The sequence below is a fragment of the Actinomadura latina NBRC 106108 genome (genome assembly GCF_001552195.1).
GTDB lineage: Bacteria > Actinomycetota > Actinomycetes > Streptosporangiales > Streptosporangiaceae > Spirillospora > Spirillospora latina.
This window is the reverse complement of the sequence record NZ_BCQS01000005.1, coordinates 181,564-200,778: the sequence shown is the minus strand read 5'-3', so window position 1 is coordinate 200,778 and position 19,215 is coordinate 181,564. Positions and strand designations below refer to the sequence as shown.

Here is a 19,215-nt window from a genome sequence, read left to right as displayed (position 1 = left end):
CTAGCCGTCCTGGACCGCGCTTCGCGTGAGGTCCTTGAGTTCCGCCACGACGTCGTCCAGGGGGGCCACGTCGCGGTGGGCGCGGCAGAGGATGGTGGCGCCCTCGACGGCGGCGACGATGAGGCGGGCCAGCCGGGCGGCGCGGTCGTCGGGGACGCCGGCGTTGCCGAGGCCGGTGGCCAGGGTGTCCTGCCAGCGGCAGAACACCGCCGCGGCGGCCGCGGCGAGCTGCGGGGCGTCGTCGTGGGCTTCGACGGTGACGGCGACGACGGGGCAGCCCGCCCGGAACTCGCTCTTGATCAGGACCTGCCGCCACCAGCCGACGAAGGCGTCCACGGCGGAGGCGGCGTCGCCGCCCTCGGTGGCGGCGAGGATGCCGGCGTTGAGGAACTCGCCGGCGTAGCGGACGGCCTCCTCGGCGAGTTGCGCCTTGCCGTCCGGGAAATGGTGGTAGATCGACCCGCGCGGGGCGCCGCTGTGCGCGATGACGTCGCGGAACCCGGTGCCGCTGTAGCCGCGCTCGCGGAAGAGGTAGGCGGCGCTGCGCACCATGCGTTCCCGGCTGTCCGTCCCCATGACTCGATTATGACATTCATCATAGGGTGGTCGCGTTGCTCATGACGGCTGTCATAGAGAAGGGTGCCCATGACGGGCGCCCCGCTGGTACTCGCGAGTAGGGTTCGCTCAGGCACGGATGAAGGAGAGCCTCGTGATCGACCTCCAGCGCGACGGAGACGTGTACGTCCTGCGGTTCGACGCCGGCGAGAACCGGTTCAGCCCCGACTTCCTCGGCGCGGTCGAGGGGGCGCTCGACACCGTGGCCAAGCACGACGGGCCGGGCGCGCTGGTCAGCATCGGCACCGGCAAGTTCTACTCCAACGGCCTCGACCTGGACTGGCTCGGCGCGAACGGGGACAAGTTCGAGGAGTACCTGCGGCGCGTGCACGGCCTGTTCGCGCGCGTCCTGGAACTGCCGATGCCCACCGTGGCGGCGCTGAACGGGCACGCGTTCGCGGGCGGCGGGATGCTGGCCCTCTGCCACGACGCCGCCGTCATGCGGACGGACCGCGGCTACTTCTGCCTGCCCGAGGTCGACCTCGGCATGAACTTCACGCCCGGGATGAACGCGCTGATCAAGGAGCGGCTGCCGAGGGCCACCGCGCACGAGGCCATGCTGACCGGCCGCCGCTACACCGCCGAGCAGGCCCGGGAGGCCGGGATCGTCCAGCGGATCGCCCCCGAGGACGAGGTCCTGCCCGCCGCCGTCGAGCTGGCGGCGGCCGCGGCGGGCAGGAAGGGCAAGACCGTCGCCAAGATCCGCACGGACCTGTACCGGCCGGTGCTGGACGCGCTGCGCGGTCCCGCCCTGCCCTGACCCCCGGGCGGCGGAGTAGGTTACGTTCGACTGGAATCTGATTCGGTTAGAGAGAGGATGCCGGATGCGCATCGGGATGGCGCTCAGCTACTCGGGCGGTTTCAAGGAGACCGTCGAGGAGCTGTCCGACTACGAGAAGGCCGGCCTCGACATCGTCTACGTCGCGGAGGCCTACAGCTTCGACGCGGTGAGCCAGATGGGCTACATCGCCGCCAAGACCGAGCGGCTGCAGATCGCCTCCGGCATCCTGAACATCTACTCCCGCACGCCCACCGCGATGGCGCAGACCGCCGCCGGCCTGGACTACGTGTCGGACGGGCGGTTCACGCTCGGCATCGGCGCGTCCGGCCCGCAGGTCATCGAGGGCTTCCACGGCGTCCCCTACACGGCGCCGCTCGGCCGCACCCGCGAGGTCATCGAGATCTGCCGCAAGGTGTGGCGCCGGGAGCGGCTCCAGTACGACGGCAGGTACTACAAGCTGCCGCTGCCCGCGGACCAGGGCACCGGCCTCGGCAAGCCGCTGAAGCTCATCAACCACCCGGTGCGCGCCGACATCCCGATCCTGGTCGCCGCGATCGGGCCGAAGAACGTCGAGCAGACCGCCGAGATCGCCGACGGCTGGGAGCCGATCTTCTACATGCCGGAGAAGGCCGCGGACGTGTGGGGCGCGTCCCTCGCCGCGGGCAAGGCCAAGCGCGACCCGGCGCTCGGCGAGCTGGACGTGGTCGGCCAGGCCGCGCTCGCCATCGGCGACGACGTGCAGGGCTACCTGGAGTTCGGCCGCCCGATGGCGGCGCTCTACATCGGCGGCATGGGCGCCAAGGGCAAGAACTTCTACAACGACCTCGCCCGCCGGTACGGCTTCGAGAAGGAGGCCGAGGAGATCCAGGACCTGTACCTGGACGGCAAGAAGGACGAGGCCGCCGCGAAGGTCCCGCAGGAGCTGCTGGAGAAGATGTCGCTCATCGGCTCCGAGGGCCACGTCCGCGAGCGGCTCGCCGCGATGAAGGAGTCCGGGATCACGACGCTGAACGTCGCCCCGATCGCCGGCGACCACAAGAGCCGCCTCGCCCTGATCGAAAAGGTCAAGGAGCTGGCCGCCGGCCTCTGACCCCGCTTCGTTGACTTGCGGCGCGTTGTCGTTATGAGCCGCTGGATAACAACAACACGCCGCAAGTCGACGGTCAGAGCGCGGCGTGGACCTCTCTGGCGACGCGCTCGCCGGAGCGGACGGCGCCGTCCATGTACCCCGTCCAGTAGTCGGACGTCTCGGTGCCCGCCCAGTGGATCGGGCCGCACGGGGCGCGCAGCGCCGGGCCGAACGCGGTGAGCGCGCCGGGCGGGGCGATGCCGACCGGGCCGCCGCCGCTCCACATCTCGTTGTCCCAGCGCTGGAACGCCGTGATCCGCGGGTTCGCCGCCTTGTCGCCGAACAGCTTGGTGAACGAGTCGAGGCCCGCCGCCCGCACCTCGTCCGCGGACGCGCCGTCCAGCTTGCGGATGTTCGCCTGGTTCATGAAGCCCATCAGGATGCCGCGCGACCCGTCCGGCGGGCTGTTGTCGAACGTCGCGTCGATCGCGCCGCTGTCGGCGACCGCCTGCCCGGTCAGCCCGTCCGCCCGCCAGAACGGCGTGTCGTAGACGCCGACGAACTTGGCGATCGAGCCCATCGGGTAGCGCTGCATGAGCTGCGCCCGGCTCGCGGGCAGCGCCGGCGAGTAGTCGATCCTGCCGGCGATCGCGGGGGACATCGCGACGACGACCCGCTTGGCCGACACCGTGATCCCGTCCGCGGTCACGGTGACGCCGCCCGAGCCCGTCACGATCGACCGCACCGGCGCGTTGTAGCGGATGACGTCGCCGAGCCTGGCCGCCAGCCGGACGGGCACCTCCTGGGAGCCGCCCACGAACCGGGACTCCTGCGCGCCGCCGCTGGTGTTGATCAGCCGGTCGATCGTCCCGGGGGTGCTCTCGTTGCCCGCCGCGGCCGCGTAGTGCAGCAGGTACAGCAGCGAGATCTCCTGCGAGCGCATCGACAGCGTCGAGGAGGCGAACGCGTCCATCAGGAACCGCGCGCCGCTGCTCAGCGAGTTGGACCGCGACCAGGTGTAGAACGTCTGGGCGTCCCACTCCTCGGCCTTCGCCGCCTTCCACGGCTCGCCGACCGGCACGTCCTTGATCATGCTGCCGAGCTTGAGCAGCGCCAGCTCCAGGTCGATCACGCCCCAGTCCGGGGGGACCGCGCCGAGGACGCCGTCGGTGGCGTACAGGGACCGCTTGCCGTTGCGGTAGTAGACGTTCTTGCCCGCGTTGTAGGTCTTGAAGGTCTCGACGCCCATGTCCGCCGCGAGCGCGGCGATGCGGTCCTGCGTCGGGCCGATGAACTCGGCGCCGCCCTCGCTGGTGGTGCCGTCGCCGAGCGGCAGCCCGTACACGCGCCCGCCGGGCCGCTCCCGGGCCTCCAGGACGATCACGGACCGGCCGGCGGCGACGAGGTCGCGGGCGGCGGCCAGGCCGGACAGGCCCGCTCCGACGATGACCACGTCGGTGCTGAGCGGTGCGGTGCGGGCGGCGGCGGACGGCGCCGCGGCGGCGGAGGCGACGGCTCCGGCGGCGGTGAGCGCGCCCGTGCCGAGCAGTCTGCGTCGGCTGACTCGGGTCAAGGGGAATCCCTCCTGGGGAGGTCCGTGCGGGGGGATGGGGGAGATGGGGGGAAGGGTCACACGGCAGATCACGCTAGGCCGCGCCTCAAGGGAAAGTCGAGGGTTCTTCATGTTTTGTGACCGCGTCGAGACGGCCTCCGCGGGCCGCCCCGGCGATCATCTAGAGTCCTGCGCATGGGGGAGACTCACGGCGGGGAACGGACGCACGCGGCGCGGCGGCGCCGGCTGGCCGCGCTCGTCGCCGATCGCGGCGCCGGCGCGCTGCTGGTGACCAGGCTCGTCAACGTCCGCTACCTGACCGGGCTGGACAGCTCCCGCGCGGCGCTGCTCGTCCCGGCCGACGGCCCCGCCGTCCTCGCGACCGACGGCCGGTACGCCGGCATGGCCGCCGAGGTCTGCCCGGAGCTGCCCGTCGTCGTCGGCCGGCAGGTGGCGGAGGCGCTGACGGCGCGGGCCGCCGGGGACGGCCGCGGCCGCCTCGGCTTCGAGGCGCACGACATGACCGTCGAGCAGCACACGGCCCTCCTCGGCAAGGCGGAGATCGAACTGGCGCCGCTGGGCCGCCTCGTCGAGGAACTGCGCATGGTCAAGGACGAGGACGAGATCGCCCTCCTGCGCGAGGCGTGCGCCATCACCGGCCGCGCGTTCGAGGCCGTCCTCCCCGGAATCCGCGCCGGCGTCACCGAGCGGGCCGTCGCGGTCGCGCTCGAACGGGCCATGGTCGGCTTCGGCGCCGAACGCCCCGCGTTCGAGTCGATCGTCGCGTCCGGCCCCAACGGCGCCGTCCCGCACCACCACCCCGGCGGCCGCGAACTCCAGGCCGGCGACCTCGTCACCATGGACTTCGGCGCCCTGTACGGCGGCTACCACGCCGACATGACCCGCACCGTCGCGATCGGCGAGCCCGCCGGCTGGCAGCGCGACCTCTACGACCTCGTCCACCGGGCGCAGCGGGCCGCCGTCGAGGCCGCCCGCCCCGGCGCGGAGACCAAGGACGTCGACGCCGCCGCCCGCGACGTCATCAAGGACGCGGGGCACGGCGAGGCGTTCACCCACGGGCTCGGGCACGGCGTGGGCCTGGAGATCCACGAAGCGCCGCTCCTGGGGTACGACGGGACCGGTAAACTGATGGATCGGGTTCCGATCACCGCGGAGCCGGGGGTCTATCTCACGGGCCGGGGCGGAGTCCGCATCGAGGACACGATCGTGGTCCGCCCGGACGGCCCGGAGCTCCTCACCACAACGACCAAGGACCTGCTCGTCCTGTAGGCGCGCGGGTCCGCGACCGGGAGAACAACCAGTGGCGACGACGAACGACCTGAAGAACGGCATGACGCTGAACCTCGACGGCCAGCTGTGGACCGTCCAGGAATTCCAGCACGTCAAGCCAGGCAAGGGCGGCGCGTTCGTCCGCACCAAGCTCAAGAACGTGCTGTCCGGGAAGGTCGTCGACAAGACCTTCAACGCCGGCACCAAGGTCGAGGTGGCGAGCGTCGACAAGCGGGAGATGCAGTACCTCTACCGCGAGGGCGAGGACTTCGTCTTCATGGACACCGAGACCTACGACCAGCCGCACATCCCGGCGGCCGTCGTCGGCGACGCCGCCGACTACCTGCTGCCCGAGCAGAACGCGGTGATCGCCTTCAACAACGACAACCCGCTGTACGTCGAGTTGCCCGCCGCGGTCGTCCTGGAGATCACCGAGACCGAGCCCGGCCTGCAGGGCGACCGCTCCACCGGCGGCAGCAAGCCCGCCACCGTGGAGACCGGCGCGCAGATCCAGGTCCCGCTGTTCATCACCACCGGCGAGAAGGTCAAGGTCGACACCCGCTCTGGCGATTACCTCGGCCGCGCCTGAGATGGCCGCACGCACCAAGGCGCGAAAACTCGCGCTGGACATCCTGTTCGCGGCGGAACTGCGGGAGGAGGAGCCGACGGCGGTGCTGGCGGCGCGGGGCCGTCCCAACCAGGACGAGCTGGCCGAGTACCCGCACGCGGTCAGGCTGATCGAGGGCGTCCAGGGGCGCCGGGAGCGCATCGACGAGCTGATCTCCACCTACGCCACCGGCTGGACGCTGGAGCGGATGCCGGCCGTCGACCGCAACATCCTGCGGATGGGCGCCTTCGAGCTGCTGTGGGTCGACGACGTCCCGGACGGCGTCGCGATCAGCGAGGCCGTCGGCCTCGCGACCGAGCTCTCCACCGACGAGTCCCCGCGCTTCGTCAACGGCCTCCTCTCCCGCCTCCAGCAGCTCAAGCCGTCGCTCGCGCTATAACCCAGGGGGCGACCCCCCTGGAACCCCCGTCACGACGCAGGCGATCCTCACGCCGCTGTTGCGGTCTGCCGGGCCTGTGCGGGTGTGCGCGGCGTCGCTGCGGTCGCCTGCGTCGGCGGGCATGCCCGCTGCGCTCGCAGAGCTCGCTCCGCGCCTGCCCGTGTTCCAGTGGCCGAGGCTCAACCCGTCGGGGCTGAGGTTCGGGGTTCGGTGTCCGGCGTTCGCCGGGGCGTTGGGCGGCTAGGCTGGGGCGGGATGAGCGACGTTAGGGGAGTTGCCGTGACCGGCCGGCAGCAGAAGCGGGTGCGGGGCGGCGGCGGGGTGCGCAGCGCGGTCCTGTGGGACGCGCTGCGGACCGTGCTCGGCCGCATCACGCCCGAGGCCGGCCCGCACGACGTCGTCGACGTCGGCGGCGGCACCGGCGGGTTCGCGGTCCCCCTCGCCGAACTGGGTCACCGCGTCACCGTGGTCGACGCCAACCCGGACGCCCTCGCCGCGCTGGAGCGCCGTGCCGCCGAGTCCGGGGTGCGGGTCCGCGCGGTGCAGGGCGACGCCGTCGACCTGCCCGACCTGCTGGGCCCGGACGCCGCCGACCTCGTGCTGTGCCACAGCGTCCTGGAGTTCGTCGACGACCCCGGCGCGGCGATGGCCGCGCTGACCGGCGTGGTCCGGCCGGGCGGCTCGGTCAGCGTGCTGGTCGCCGGGCAGGTCGCCGCCGCGCTGCACCGCGCCGTGTCCGGGCGCTTCGACGACGCGCGGCGGGTGCTGACCGACCCGTCCGGGCGGTGGGGCGAGGGCGACCGGATGCCCCGCCGGTTCACCCGGGAGACGCTGTCGGCGCTGGTGCGCGGCGCGGGCCTGCGGGTCGCCGAGCTGCACGGCGTGCGGATCTTCGCCGACCTGGTGCCGAGCGGCCTGCTGGACGCCGACGCCGACTCGGCCGACGCGCTGATCGCGCTGGAGTCCGTCGCGGCCGTCCACCCCGTCCTGCGGGACCTGGCCGCCCAGCTCCACCTGGTGGCCGACAAGCCGGCCGGGTAAGTGCCATGAGCCGCAAGCAGCAGCTGCACCGGCCGGGGCCACAGCCGGGCCCGCCCGCCGACGACACCGGCTGCGCCATCCTGCACGTCGACATGGACGCGTTCTTCGTCAGCGTCGAGCTGCTCGAACGTCCCGAGCTGCGCGGCCGTCCCGTGATCGTGGGCGGCGCGGGGCCCCGCGGCGTGGTGTCCGCGGCGTCCTACGAGGCCCGCACGTTCGGCGTGCACTCGGCGATGCCGATGACGCGGGCGCGGCGGCTGTGCCCGCGGGCGGTCGTGCTGCCGGTGAGCCACGGCAAGTACTCGCGGGTGTCCGCCGCGGTGTTCGAGATCTTCCGCTCCGTCACGCCGCTGGTCGAGGGCCTCTCACTGGACGAGGCGTTCCTCGACGTGGCGGGCGCCGGGCGGCGGCTCGGCCGGCCCGCGCGGATCGCCCAGCTGATCCGCGAGCAGGTGCGCGACCAGCAGGGCATCACCTGCTCGGTCGGCGTCGCCAGCACCAAGTTCATCGCCAAGCTCGCCTCGACCCGGTGCAAGCCCGACGGCCTTCTCGTGGTGCCCGCGGGCGGCGCCGTCGACTTCCTGCACCCGCTGCCCGTCGCGTCCCTGTGGGGCGTCGGGGAGCGGACGGAGCAGAACCTCGCCCGGCTCGGCCTCCGGACGGTCGGGCAGCTCGCCCAGGTGCCGCTCGCCACGCTCCAGCGCGAGCTGGGGAACGCGCTGGGCGCGCACCTGCACGAGCTGGCATGGGGCCGCGACCCGCGCGAGGTCGTCCCGCACACGCCCGACAAGAGCATCGGCGCCGAGGAGACGTTCGACACCGACGTCGACGACCCCGAGGTCATCCGCCGGTCGCTGCTGCGGCTGGCGGAGAAGACCGGCGAGCGGCTGCGGGAGAGCGGGAACGCCGGCCGGACGGTCAGCGTCAAACTCCGGATGGCGAGCTTCAAGACGATCACCCGGGCGCGCACGCTGAGCGAGCCGACCGACCTCGCCCGTGTGATCTATGTCACAGCCTGCGAGCTGTATGAGGCGGCCGGGCTGGAACGGGTACGACTCCGGCTGGTCGGGGTGCGGGTCGAGAACCTGGGCCCCGCCGGCGAGGCCCCCCGTCAGCTCGCCCTCGACGAGCCGGAACGCGGCTGGCGTGAGGCCGAGCGTGCCATGGACCAGGTCGCGCACCGGTTCGGCCGCGGCGCGGTCCGTCCCGCCGCGCTCGTCCGGCGTGCGGTGGACGGTGACGGAAGTGACGGCAGGGACGGAAGACAATGAAAGAAGGCTGTGGGGTGACCGGCACCGGGCCCTCGACGGGCCGTTCGCTTTCGTACGCTCGACAGTGCTCGTATTCTGGGCATATCACCGTTGACGTTCGCGTCCCGCATCGGATACCCCGTCGCGGAGCTGTCGTTGGGAGGTGCCGTGCCGCTCTCTGAGCACGAGCAGCGCATGCTCGAACAGATCGAATCGGCTCTGTACGCCGAGGATCCGAAGTTCGCTCACGCGGTTCGCTCGACCAACCCCCAGATCCACTACAAGCGCCGGATCATCAAGGCCGCCCTGGGTTTCGTCGTGGGCGTCTGCGCCCTGATGGCCGGCCTCGTGATCAACGCGGGCACCGTCACCATCGCCATCAGCGTGACCGGTTTCCTGCTCATGGTGGTGTGCTGCGTCTGGGCGTTGACGAGCTGGAAGCGGATGACCGGCATCGGGAACGAGCCCGCCCGCAGCGGCGGCGCAGGCTCCTCCCGCCCGGCCAAGGCGGGCTTCATGGAACGCATGGAGGAACGCTGGCGCCGCCGCACCGAAGGCGACTGAGCGGAGCTCCAGCCGAACGTCCCGGCCCCGACCGCGGGGCCGGGACGTACGTGTGCGCGGGGCGCCCGCTCGGCCCTAGCGGCGGCGGTGGAGGCGGCCGGGCAGGTCGTTCAGGCGGGCGGTGACGTCCAGGGCGCGGTCCGTGCCGGTGCGGAGCGCGGCGCGGGTCTGCGCCACCGTCGACGGCGGCAGCAGCCGGGCGCGCCACCGGGCGCGGCGGCTCACGGACGCGGCGAACGCCTCCCGGACCGTCTTCACGTCGGCGCGCAGCCGCTCCACCGGCTCGGGGGAGCGGGACTGCGCGTACCGGGCCAGTTCCTCGGCGCGGGCGATACGGGTGAGCGCCCGCGAGCTCGCGGCGTCCAGGTCGAGCTGCTCGCCGAGCCGCCGCGCGGCGGCGCGCGGGGAGTCGCTGGCCCGCCATTCGAGCCCGTGGTCGAGCGCGTCGGCGCGCATCTCCCGCCACGCCGCGTGCGCCACCCTCGCCGGGTCGACCTGAGCCGCCCGCCCCGGCGGGAGCTGGGCGCCGGGCCGGAGCCGGGCACCGGCCCGGCTCCGGGCGCCGGGCGAGTGCCGGGCGTCGGGCGGCGGTGCGGGCGACCGGCCCGCGCGTATGCGGGACAGGAAGTCGGACGCCGGCGTGCGCGACGACGCGGGCGCCTGGGAGAGGGCGATCCAGCGGCGGCGGCGGGTGTACGCCCGCAGCGCCATCGGCACGGCCAGCAGCAGCAGGATCAGCAGCGCGCCCGCCGCCCAGGGCGCCGCGGAGGTGCCGCTCTCCTTGCCGTCCTGCGCGGCGGCGGCGCCGCCGGGGCCCTCGTCGTTGCGGTGCCGGGCGCCGGGGCTGGGCGCGGCGGTGCTCTGGTCGCCGGCGGCGGAGGAGTCCGGTGCCTGCGCCGAGGACGAGTCGCTCCCGCCGCCGCTGCTGACCGCGGGGCGGCTGTAGGACGGCGTGACCGCGGTGCCCTGCCCGGCCGCGCCGGACGGCGTCGGCTCGAACCGCACCCAGCCGGTGCCCTGGAAGTACAGTTCCGGCCAGGCGTGCGCGTCCCGCGACCGGACGATCCACTCGCCCGGCCTGACCTCGCTGCCCGGCGTGTACCCCATGGCCACGCGGGACGGGATGCCGAGGATCCGGGCCATCAGCGCCATCGACGCGGCGTACTGCTCGCAGTACCCGCGCTTGCTGTGCAGCAGGAAGTCGACGAGGTCGCTGCCGTGCTGCGGCGCGGGCGCCGACAGGTCGTAGCTGAACCCGCCGGTGCTGGTGAACCAGCGCTGCAGCCGCACGGCCTGCGTCAGCGCGGTCGCCGACCCGGCGGTGACCTGCTCGGCGAGCCTCCTGACCTGCTGCGGGATGTTCTTGGGCACCGCCGTGTAGTGCGCGACGACATCGGCCGGGTAGCCGCCCGCGGCGGCGAGCTGCCCGGCGGTCGGGTCGGCGCGCATGCTCTCCACGGTGTAGGAGCGCCCGCTCGCCGAGTCGCGCAGCGAGTAGACCATCAGCGACGAGGTGTGCACCCGCCAGTCGCCTTTGATCGACACGCTGGTCGGGGCGTACGGCACCGGCAGGAACGTCATGTTCCGGACCTCGGGCCTCACATGGACCGTGGTCGTCACCTTGTGCACGCGGCCGATGGACAGGCCCGGCGGCGGCGGGAGCGTGTTCCCGACGACCACCTTGTCCCTGGAGCTGCTCTTCAGCGGGCTGTAGGTCCACCGGTCGCCGTCGAACCGGTCGAGGGCGTAGAGGCGCAGGTAGTCGGGGCCGTCCGGGTCGTCGGTGCGGTAGGTGAGGACGATCGAGTCGTCCAGCCGGGTCAGCTCCCGCTTCAGGCTGACGAGCGGGTCGGGCGTCGTCACGGTGCGGGTGCCCGAGTTCCCGCCGCCGTCCAGGCCGAACACGCCGCGCGGCTGCAGGCCCGGCACCGCGGCCGGCAGCAGCAGCGCGACCGCGACCGCGCCGACCGCGATCCGGCGGCCGCTCGCCGCCAGCGCCGCCGCGTCGAGCGGGGCGGCCTCCTCGCCGGGGGGCGGCGCCGCCCCGGCCAGCGGGACCTCGCGGGGGCGGTGGTGCGTGGTGACGGTGCGGCCCCAGCCGCCGACCTTCTCCCGGGAGTCGGCCATCAGCAGGCCGAGGAAGCCGAGCGCGCCGGCGCCGAACGCCAGCCAGCCGACGCCGTCCTCGCGGATCGCCGCGGGCACGCTGTACATGGCCAGCAGCGGCAGCCCGGCTGGCGCGGTGCGGTGCAGCCGGACGGCGAGGAGATCGACCATGACCGCGACCAGCCCGATCCCGGTGGCGGCCAGCATCGCGATGCCGGGCAGCAGCGGCACCGGCGCCGCGTACCGGTTCGCGGCCCGCCAGCCCTCCCCGGCGAGGTCGCCGAGGTGGTGCAGCGAGTCCGGGGACGGGATGAACACCAGCCACGCCCTGTCGGCGGCGTAGACCAGATTGAGGTAGAGCAGCAGCGCCGCCAGCCCGAACACCAGGTTCAGCAGCGCGGGCAGCCGCAGCCGCCGGGCCAGCAGCCCGCCGCCGGCGACCGCGAGCACCGCGCCGAACCCGGCCCAGAACCAGCCGGCCTTCTCGAACAGCGGGTACAGGCCGAGTGACCCGGCGAGCGTCGCCAGCCCGGCCATCACCGTCATCCGGATCCTCATGAACCGTCCCTGACGAAGTCCTCGCCGGCCTTCCCGGCCGTCGTCCACGCGCGGGCGAGCTCCGCGGCGGACCGGACGGACAGCACCCGCCACCCCGCCGCGCGCAGCAGCCCCGCGGCCGTCCCCGCCCCCGGCCCGGTCCCCGGCCCGGTCCCCGGCCCGGACCCCGGCCCGGCCGGGTCCGCGCCCGCCGCCGGAGCGGCCCCGGCGGGCGCGCCCTCGACCAGCACCGCGACGCTCGTCCCGGCGCCGTGCCGCGCCGCCGCCACCTCGCGGGCGTCCTCGGCGGACAGCGTGCCGAACACCGCGACGACCAGCCCGTCGCCCTCCCGGCCGCCCCGCCCGCCGGCGTGGGGCCCGCGCAGCGCGGCCAGTCCCGCCGCCAGCGACCGGCCCCTGGAGCGGTGCGTCACCGCGAGCGCGTCGAGCAGCAGCCCCTCGAACGCCCCCTCGGACGGTGCCGCCGGCAGCGCCTCGCCGGCGTCGGTGACGTACCGCAGCGTCATCCCCGTCCGGACGAGGTGCACGCCGATCGACGCGGTCGCCGACACGGCCTGCTCGAAGGAGCCGCTCAGCCCCTCGCCCCAGTGCACGCCGCGGCGGGTGTCGAGGAACAGCGTCCCGCTGCTCTGGAAGTGCTGCTCCTCGCGCCGCACCATCAGCTCCCCGTGCCGGGCGGTGGACCGCCAGTGCACGCGGCGCAGGTCGTCGCCGTGCCGGTACTCGCGGGGGGCCACGTCGTCCTCGCCGGCCGCGGACACCGCGCGGGCGACGCTGTCGCCGCCGCCCGTCCACGCGCCCGACAGCCGGCCGTGCGGCAGCGGGACGATCGCGGGCGTCACGGTCAGCGTGTCGGACAGGCTGAACGAGCGCACCAGCTCCACCATCCCGAACGGGTCGGCGAGCCGGACCGTCAGCGGCCCGGCGCGGTAGCGGCCGCGCACGTCCGACCGGATCCGGTAGCCGAGCTGGCGGGAGCCGTGCGGCTCGATCCGCTCCAGCACGAACCGGGCCCGGCCGCCGAGCGCGTACGGGACCCGGTCCTCCACCATCAGCACCCCGCTCGGCAGCCGCGACACGTTCTCCAGCCGCAGGTCGACGCGGGCCTCATGGCCGACCGGCAGCCGCGCCGGCTCCAGCCGCCGCGCGCACGCCAGCCGGTACCGGGTCCGCGAGACCGCGAGCATGCACAGCAGCGGCAGCACCAGCACGAGCACCCCGGCCCGCAGTAGATCGCGCTCGCCGAGGACGACGGCGCACACGATCGCGGTCGCGCCGGCGGCCACGAAGGACCGCCCGCGCGTGGTGAGGCCGGCCAGCGCGCGTCGCACCGGTCACTTCCCGGGGGAGGGCACCGGCAGGCGCTTCACCAGGTCGGCCACGACCTGCTCGGGACGGCGCCGCTCCACCTGCGCCTCCGCGGTCGGCAGCAGCCGGTGCGCGAGGACGGGGACGGCGAGGTCCTGGACGTCGTCGGGGACGACGTAGTCGCGGTCGTCGAGCGCCGCGTACGCGCGCGCTGCCCGCACCAGGTGCAGGGTCGCCCGCGGGGACGCGCCGAGCCGCAGCTCGGGGTGCTTGCGGGTGGCGGCGACGAGGTCGATCGCGTACTGCTTCACCGCGGGCGCGACGTGCTGGCGCCGCACCACCTCGATGAGGTCGCGGACGTCGGCGGCGTGCGCGACGGGGGTGAGCCGGTCGAGCGGGGACGCCTGGCCGTGCGTGTCGAGCATCTCCAGCTCCGCGGCCGGGTCGGGGTAGCCCATCGAGATGCGGGCGGTGAACCGGTCGCGCTGCGCCTCCGGCAGCGGGTAGGTCCCCTCCATCTCCACCGGGTTCTGCGTGGAGATCACCATGAACGGCGGCTCCAGCGCGTAGGTGGTGCCGTCGACGGTGACCTGGCGTTCCTCCATGCACTCCAGCAGCGCCGACTGCGTCTTGGGGGAGGCCCGGTTGATCTCGTCGCCCACCACGATGTTGGCGAAGACCGGGCCCGGCTTGAACTCGAACTCGCGCAGCTCCTGGTTGTAGGCGCTGACGCCGGTGATGTCGCTGGGCAGCAGGTCGGGGGTGAACTGGACGCGCCGCACCGAGCAGTCGACCGAGCGCGCCAGCGCTTTGGCGAGCATCGTCTTGCCGACTCCGGGCACGTCCTCGATCAGGAGGTGCCCCTCGGCCAGCAGCACCGTGAGCGCGAGCCGCACCGCCGAGGGCTTGCCCTCGATCACCGACTCCACGGCGTCCCGGATCTTGTTCGCGATGTGGGCGAGCCCGTCGAGCGCGTGGCCCGTCCCCTCGCCCCCCGATGCGCGGCGCCGGGCAGGGCGGGGCGCCGGGGGGTCGGTCTCCATGAACGACTCGCCGTGCGTGCCTACTGCCACCAAACCCTCCTCAGCCGTTCCACCCGACAGTACGTCGTCGGAAGGCCCACTGCGATGTTCATGGGGAACGCGAGCCCATTGTGCTCCACGGGAAGGACGGCGAACGCCGCCCGGAGGCGCCCGCCCGCCCGCCGCCCTGCTCACCACTCTGCTCCACCACGATCATCCAGCACCCGCCGAAACCCGTGAAGGTCGCTTGAGGGCGTCCGCGGGCCGTCCGGCACGCGCACCGGCGGCCGCTGGGCCCCACTCCGCACCACCCCCTCTGACCTGCACTTTCGTTCGCCGAATTCGCCCGCGAGCGATGTTTTTCTTGTTGACGGTGGGGAAGAGTGGAGTAGAGTGGGGCGCCGTGGGGGGCGGTAGCACCTCATGCGGCGCGGGAGGTGGGGCCGGTGTTCCTCGGCACCCATTCGCCGCGCCTCGACGACAAGGGACGACTGTTCCTGCCGGCGAAGTACCGCGAGGAGCTGTCGGGGGGATTGGTGATCACGAAGGGCCAGGAACGCTGCCTGTACGTCTTCCCCATGGCGGAGTTCCAGCGGATCACCGAGGCTCTGCGTGCCGCGCCGGTCACCGAGAAGGCGGTCCGGGGCTACAGCCGGGTCTTCTTCGCCAGCGCCTCCGACGAGGTACCGGACAAGCAGGGCCGCGTCACGATTCCTTCGCCGCTCCGCAAGTACGCGGGTCTCACCCGCGACTGCACGGTCATCGGGGCCAACACGCGTCTGGAGATCTGGGACGCCCAGGCCTGGGAGACCTACCTGGAGCAGGAGGAGCAGACGTTCTCCGATGTCTCGGAGGAGGTGTTGCCAGGGATCCTCTGAGCGAAGACTCGTCGGTCCGTTGACCGGCTATGGCCCACGTTCGGCCAGGTCTCCAGCCGCTCTCCGAGCCAGCTGGCGCAGCTTCCCCGGTGCCAGACGGCGACCCCCCGCGGAAACGCGGTGATCTTCCTCTAGGGCAGCGGATGGGGACCTGGCCGGGCGAGGCCGCCGCCGGGGGCACGGGACGGTCCGGACCGGCGATGCCACACAGTCCGCGAGCGAAGTGGCAGTACAGGGGGTGAACCATGGACGCAGGCGACCGCACGTCCGGCCGCGCGTCCGACCGGGGGCCGGAGGACGGCCACGTCCCGGTCATGCTCGGCCGCGTCCTGGAGGTCCTCGTCCCCGCCGCCGAGGCCGTCACCGGCCGCGCCCCCGTCTACCTCGACGCCACGCTCGGCATGGGCGGCCACGCCGAGGCGATGCTGCGGGCCGTCCCGCGGCTCCGCCTGATCGGCCTCGACCGCGACACCGTCGCGCTGGAGCGCTCCGCGCGCCGGCTCGCGCCCTTCGGCGACCGGGTGACCCTGGAGCACGCCGTCTACGACCGCATCCCCGAGGTGCTCGGCCGGCTCGGCGTGCCCGCGGTGGACGCCGTCCTGTTCGACCTCGGGGTGTCCTCCCCGCAGCTCGACGAGGCGGGCCGCGGCTTCGCCTACTCCTACGACGCGCCGCTCGACATGCGGATGGACCGCACCCAGCGCCTCACCGCCGCCGAGGTCGTCAACGGCTACCCGCCCGCCGAGCTCGCCCGGATCCTGCGCGAGTACGGCGAGGAGCGGTTCGCCCAGCGGATCGCCTCGGCCATCGTCCGCGAGCGCGAGCGCGCGCCGCTGGAGACCACCCGCCGGCTCGCCGACCTCGTGCGCACCTCCATCCCGGCCGCGACCCGCCGCACCGGCGGCAACCCGGCCAAGCGCACCTTCCAGGCGCTGCGGATCGAGGTGAACGGCGAACTCGACAACTGGCGCCGGGCGCTGCCCGCCGCCCTGGACGCGCTCCCGGTCGGCGGCCGGGTCGCCGTCCTCTCCTACCACTCCCTCGAGGACCGCATCACCAAGCGCGTCCTCGCCGCCCAGGCGGCCGACACCACCCCGCCGGACCTGCCCGTCCCGCTGCCCGAGCACGAGCCGAGGTTCCGGCTCCTGACGCGCGGGGCCGAGCTGCCGTCCGGCGAGGAGACCACGACCAACCCACGGGCCGGATCGGTGCGGATGCGCGCCGCGGAGCGGGTCCGGGAGGCGACATGACGACGACGAGCAGGCGCCCGCCGGTTAAGGCGCCCAAGAAGAAGAGGACGGCCGCGGCACCGGCCGCCGGGACCGGGGCGGCGACGGCGACGGCCGTGAAGACCGCGCCCAAGGCGCCGGCCAAGGCGCCGGCCAAGGCCGCGCCCAAGAAGAGCGCCAAGGCGAGGAGCACGAAGGCGGCGGCCGTCCGGACCCGCCCGGCCGCGGTCGAGCGGGCCGCGCCTCGCACGCCGTTCGTGCTGCTCATCGTCGGGCTGCTCGGCGGCGCCCTGGTGAGCCTGCTGCTGCTGAACACCGTCCTCGCCCAGGACGCTTTCACGCTGACGCGGCTGCAGCAGAGCAACAAGCAGCTCGAGCAGCAGCGCCAGTCCCTGGAAGAGGAGAACGCGCGCGAGGGCTCCCCGGCGGGGCTGTCGCGCAAGGCCAAGGCGCTCGGCATGAAGGAGGCCGAGGACCCGGCCTTCTTCGACACCGAGACCGGCCGGGCGAGCGGCGGCCGGATCCGCCCCGTCCCGCACGCGGCCGCCGCGTCGGCCGGCGCCGCGGGCGTCATCGGCGTCCCCGGCACCGTGGTGCCCGGCGACGGCGTCCGGGAGCGGGGCACACGGTGACGAAGGAACTGGGCACACGGTGACGAGGGAACTGGGCGCGCGGTGACGAAGGAGCTGGGCACACGGTGACGAGGGAGCGGGGGGCACGGTGACGAAACGGCCGGGACCCGGGACCGCCGGCCCGCCGCCCGGCCGGCGACGCGGCCCGGACGGGCGGGCCCCCCGGGGCTCGGCCGGGCGGGACGACAAGAGCGGCCCGGGCGCGGCGCGCGCGTCCGGGCACCAGACCGGCGGCACTCCGCGCTCCCCGGGCGGGAGGGCGGACGGCGCGGGACGGCCGGGCCACAAGGGCAGCGCGCCCCGCCGTCCCGCGCGCAGCGGGACGGGCCCCGCCCCCCGCAAGGAGACCGCCCGCAAGGACGCGAAGCGCAAGGAGACCTCCCGGAAGGGAACCGATCGCAAAGGGACGGCCGGGCGCAAGGGTGCTGCGGGCAAGGGTGCTGCGGGCAAGGGCGGAACGCGGACGGCGCGGGCGGCCACCGCCGCCGGGCCGCGCGGGCCGCGCCCCGGCGGCGGGGGGCCGCGACCGCCGGGCCGGGGCCCGCGGACCCGCGTGCCCTTCAACCGGCGCGACCCGATGAAGCGCCTCAACGTCGGCCTGCTCGCCGTCGCGTTCGTGCTGTCCCTGTTCGCCGGGCGGCTCGTCCAGCTGCAGACGATCGAGTCCGGCACGTACACCGAGGAGGCGATGCGGCAGCGGATGCAGCCGATCAAGCTGCCCGCCGTCCGCGGCGACATCACCGACGCGCAGGGCCAGCCGCTCGCGATGACGGTGGAGGCGCGCGCCATCTACGCCGACCCGTCGCTGATCAAGCCGGAGAAGCGGCAGCAGGTCGTGAGCGCGCTCGCCCCGACGCTCGGCCTGAACCCGGCGACGCTGCTGAAGAAGATCAGCAGGCCCGGCACCCGGTTCGTGGACCTGGCGCACGGCGTCCGGCCCGACCAGGCCCGGCTGATCATGTCGTGGGACCTCCCCGGCATCGCGACTTCGCCGGAATATCGCCGCGAATATCCCAACGATTCGCTGGCCGCGAGCGTCGTAGGGTTCGTGAACGACACCGGGAAGGGCGCCGCGGGCCTGGAGAGCTCGATGAACGACGTGCTCGCCGGGCGGGACGGCTGGCAGCGCGTGGAGATCAGCCTGGAGGGTCAGCACATCCCCATGGGCGAGGACCAGAAGCGCCCCTCCGTGCCGGGCCGCGGCCTCCGCCTGACCCTCCAGAACGACCTGCAGTTCAAGGCGCAGGAGGCCATCGAGAAGCAGGTGAAGGCCAGCCGGGCCGCCGGCGGCAGCGTGATCGTGATGGACCCGCGCACCGGGAAGCTGCTCGCGATGGCGTCGGCGCCGGGGTTCGACCCGAACCACTACGCCGAGTCCGACCGGTCCCGCTGGGGGAGCCCGCTGGTGCAGGACGCCTATGAGCCGGGCAGCACCGGCAAGGTCGTCACGGCCGCCGCCGCCATGGAGTACGGCGGCGTCACCCCGCTGACCCCCTACACCGTCCCCGACAAGATCAAGAAGTACGACGTCGTGTTCCACGACTCGCACCCGCACGCGCCGGAGCGGCTCACGTTCGCCGGGGTCCTGGCCAAGTCCAGCAACGTCGGCACCATCATGGCCAGCGAGAGCATCACCGCGCAGCAGCTCTACAAGACGCTGCGCGACTTCGGGTTCGGGCAGAAGACCGGCCTGCCGCTGCCCGGCGAGACGCCCGGCCTGCTGGAGCCGCCGGGCAAGTGGTCGGGCACCGACCGCTACCCGATCGCGTTCGGGCAGACGGTGTCGGTGAACGCGGTGCAGATGGCGAGCGTGTACGCGACGATCGCCAACGGCGGCGTCCGCGTGGCGCCCACGCTGATCGCGGGGACGGTCGGCGGCGACGACGCGTTCACGCCGTCGCCCGCGCCGCAGCGCAGGCAGGTGATCAGCGCGGAGACGGCACGGCAGATCAGCGACATGCTGGAGGGCGTCACCACCGACGAGGGCACCGCCCCGAAGGCCCAGATCAAGGGGTACCGCGTGGCGGGCAAGACCGGCACCGCCGAGATCGTCAACCCGCGCTGCGGCTGCTACGACGGCGGCGGCTACACCGCGTCGTTCGCGGGGTTCGCCCCGGCGGACGACCCGCAGCTCGTCGTGCAGGTCGTCCTGCAGAACCCGCGGCGGGGCAGCCACTATGGTGGCGATGTCGCCGCACCGGTCTTCAAGGACGTGATGAGTTTCGCCCTGCAGTCCGAGAAGATCCCGCCGACGGGGAGCCGAGCGCCGATCATCCAGATCCACGCCGGAGACTGACCGCAGCGAGTACCCTC

The 19,215-nt window shown here is 73.8% G+C and carries 17 protein-coding genes; 12 read left to right on the top strand and 5 right to left on the bottom strand.

Translation table 11 applies throughout. The features are described 5' to 3' along the window. On the bottom strand, positions 1-576 hold the full coding sequence (locus tag AL2_RS07230) for a TetR/AcrR family transcriptional regulator (RefSeq protein WP_067631152.1): 576 nt from the start codon (positions 574-576) through the stop codon (positions 1-3). 133 nt (positions 577-709) lie between these two features. Between AL2_RS07230 and AL2_RS07225 the strand changes: the two genes are divergently transcribed. After that, on the top strand, positions 710-1,375 hold the full coding sequence (locus tag AL2_RS07225; RefSeq protein ID WP_083946156.1) for an enoyl-CoA hydratase/isomerase family protein: 666 nt from the start codon (positions 710-712) through the stop codon (positions 1,373-1,375). A 64-nt stretch (positions 1,376-1,439) separates the two neighbouring features. Next, positions 1,440-2,486: an LLM class F420-dependent oxidoreductase gene (locus AL2_RS07220; protein ID WP_067631148.1), complete on the top strand. Its 1,047-nt coding sequence runs from the start codon at positions 1,440-1,442 to the stop codon at positions 2,484-2,486. Between the two features lie 73 nt (positions 2,487-2,559). Here AL2_RS07220 and AL2_RS07215 read toward each other — a convergent pair whose 3' ends face one another. Continuing rightward, complete coding sequence (locus tag AL2_RS07215) at positions 2,560-4,038, bottom strand: flavin monoamine oxidase family protein (protein ID WP_210748750.1); 1,479 nt, start codon at positions 4,036-4,038, stop codon at positions 2,560-2,562. Between the two features lie 174 nt (positions 4,039-4,212). On the opposite strand from AL2_RS07215, the gene AL2_RS07210 reads away from it, so the two are divergent. From AL2_RS07210 to AL2_RS07185, 6 genes are all read left to right on the top strand, one after another. Further along, positions 4,213-5,307: a M24 family metallopeptidase gene (locus AL2_RS07210; RefSeq protein WP_067631146.1), complete on the top strand. Its 1,095-nt coding sequence runs from the start codon at positions 4,213-4,215 to the stop codon at positions 5,305-5,307. A 31-nt stretch (positions 5,308-5,338) separates the two neighbouring features. Next, positions 5,339-5,896, top strand: a complete 558-nt coding sequence (gene efp / locus AL2_RS07205; RefSeq protein ID WP_067631144.1) for an elongation factor P — start codon at positions 5,339-5,341, stop codon at positions 5,894-5,896. 1 nt (position 5,897) lies between these two features. Further along, positions 5,898-6,314 carry a transcription antitermination factor NusB gene (gene nusB / locus AL2_RS07200; protein WP_067631142.1) on the top strand — a complete coding sequence of 139 codons (417 nt, stop codon included), beginning with the start codon at positions 5,898-5,900 and terminating at the stop codon, positions 6,312-6,314. A 255-nt stretch (positions 6,315-6,569) separates the two neighbouring features. Continuing rightward, positions 6,570-7,355, top strand: a complete 786-nt coding sequence (locus AL2_RS07195; protein WP_083946152.1) for a methyltransferase domain-containing protein — start codon at positions 6,570-6,572, stop codon at positions 7,353-7,355. Positions 7,356-7,360: 5 nt separating this feature from the next. Beyond that, entirely contained in the window at positions 7,361-8,626 is a 1,266-nt protein-coding gene (locus AL2_RS07190; RefSeq protein ID WP_067631140.1) for a DNA polymerase IV, read from the top strand. A 147-nt stretch (positions 8,627-8,773) separates the two neighbouring features. Further along, entirely contained in the window at positions 8,774-9,169 is a 396-nt protein-coding gene (locus tag AL2_RS07185; protein WP_067631138.1) for an SCO2097 family morphological protein, read from the top strand. Positions 9,170-9,244: 75 nt separating this feature from the next. On the opposite strand, the gene AL2_RS07180 is transcribed toward AL2_RS07185, so the two are convergent. The 3 genes from AL2_RS07180 to AL2_RS07170 are packed head-to-tail and all read right to left on the bottom strand — an operon-like array spanning position 9,245 to position 14,214. Next, a complete protein-coding gene (locus AL2_RS07180) occupies positions 9,245-11,833 on the bottom strand; it encodes a transglutaminase TgpA family protein (protein ID WP_245666422.1) in 2,589 nt (862 codons plus the stop codon). Further along, entirely contained in the window at positions 11,830-13,164 is a 1,335-nt protein-coding gene (locus AL2_RS07175) for a DUF58 domain-containing protein (protein ID WP_067631136.1), read from the bottom strand. Before AL2_RS07175 ends, AL2_RS07180 begins: the two co-directional genes overlap by 4 nt. Positions 13,165-13,167: 3 nt before the next feature. Continuing rightward, positions 13,168-14,214 (bottom strand): AAA family ATPase, encoded by a 1,047-nt coding sequence (locus AL2_RS07170; protein WP_245666420.1) that lies wholly within the window; start codon positions 14,212-14,214, stop codon positions 13,168-13,170. Between the two features lie 395 nt (positions 14,215-14,609). Between AL2_RS07170 and mraZ the strand changes: the two genes are divergently transcribed. The 4 genes from mraZ (at position 14,610) to AL2_RS07150 (ending at position 19,198) form a co-directional block, all read left to right on the top strand. Then, the gene (gene mraZ, locus AL2_RS07165) at positions 14,610-15,041 is read left to right on the top strand and encodes a division/cell wall cluster transcriptional repressor MraZ (protein ID WP_067631132.1); all 432 of its coding nucleotides are present in this window, start codon (positions 14,610-14,612) and stop codon (positions 15,039-15,041) included. A 245-nt stretch (positions 15,042-15,286) separates the two neighbouring features. After that, complete coding sequence (gene rsmH / locus AL2_RS07160; protein ID WP_067631130.1) at positions 15,287-16,291, top strand: 16S rRNA (cytosine(1402)-N(4))-methyltransferase RsmH; 1,005 nt, start codon at positions 15,287-15,289, stop codon at positions 16,289-16,291. Beyond that, entirely contained in the window at positions 16,288-16,902 is a 615-nt protein-coding gene (gene ftsL / locus AL2_RS38310; protein ID WP_067631128.1) for a cell division protein FtsL, read from the top strand. The genes rsmH and ftsL overlap by 4 nt, the downstream gene beginning before the upstream one ends. A 577-nt stretch (positions 16,903-17,479) precedes the next feature. Then, positions 17,480-19,198 (top strand): peptidoglycan D,D-transpeptidase FtsI family protein, encoded by a 1,719-nt coding sequence (locus tag AL2_RS07150; protein ID WP_168444877.1) that lies wholly within the window; start codon positions 17,480-17,482, stop codon positions 19,196-19,198. Positions 19,199-19,215 lie beyond the last annotated feature (17 nt).

Excerpts from the sequence above, each read along its gene's own strand:
- AL2_RS07230 (WP_067631152.1), bottom strand. The coding sequence starts at position 576 with ATGGGGACGGACAGCCGGGAACGCATGGTGCGCAGCGCCGCCTACCTC.
- AL2_RS07220 (WP_067631148.1), top strand. The coding sequence starts at position 1,440 with ATGCGCATCGGGATGGCGCTCAGCTACTCGGGCGGTTTCAAGGAGACC.
- AL2_RS07210 (WP_067631146.1), top strand. The coding sequence starts at position 4,213 with ATGGGGGAGACTCACGGCGGGGAACGGACGCACGCGGCGCGGCGGCGC.
- nusB (WP_067631142.1), top strand. The coding sequence starts at position 5,898 with ATGGCCGCACGCACCAAGGCGCGAAAACTCGCGCTGGACATCCTGTTC.
- AL2_RS07195 (WP_083946152.1), top strand. The coding sequence starts at position 6,570 with ATGAGCGACGTTAGGGGAGTTGCCGTGACCGGCCGGCAGCAGAAGCGG.
- AL2_RS07190 (WP_067631140.1), top strand. The coding sequence starts at position 7,361 with ATGAGCCGCAAGCAGCAGCTGCACCGGCCGGGGCCACAGCCGGGCCCG.
- AL2_RS07180 (WP_245666422.1), bottom strand. The coding sequence starts at position 11,833 with ATGAGGATCCGGATGACGGTGATGGCCGGGCTGGCGACGCTCGCCGGG.
- rsmH (WP_067631130.1), top strand. The coding sequence starts at position 15,287 with ATGGACGCAGGCGACCGCACGTCCGGCCGCGCGTCCGACCGGGGGCCG.
- ftsL (WP_067631128.1), top strand. The coding sequence starts at position 16,288 with ATGACGACGACGAGCAGGCGCCCGCCGGTTAAGGCGCCCAAGAAGAAG.
- AL2_RS07150 (WP_168444877.1), top strand. The coding sequence starts at position 17,480 with ATGAAGCGCCTCAACGTCGGCCTGCTCGCCGTCGCGTTCGTGCTGTCC.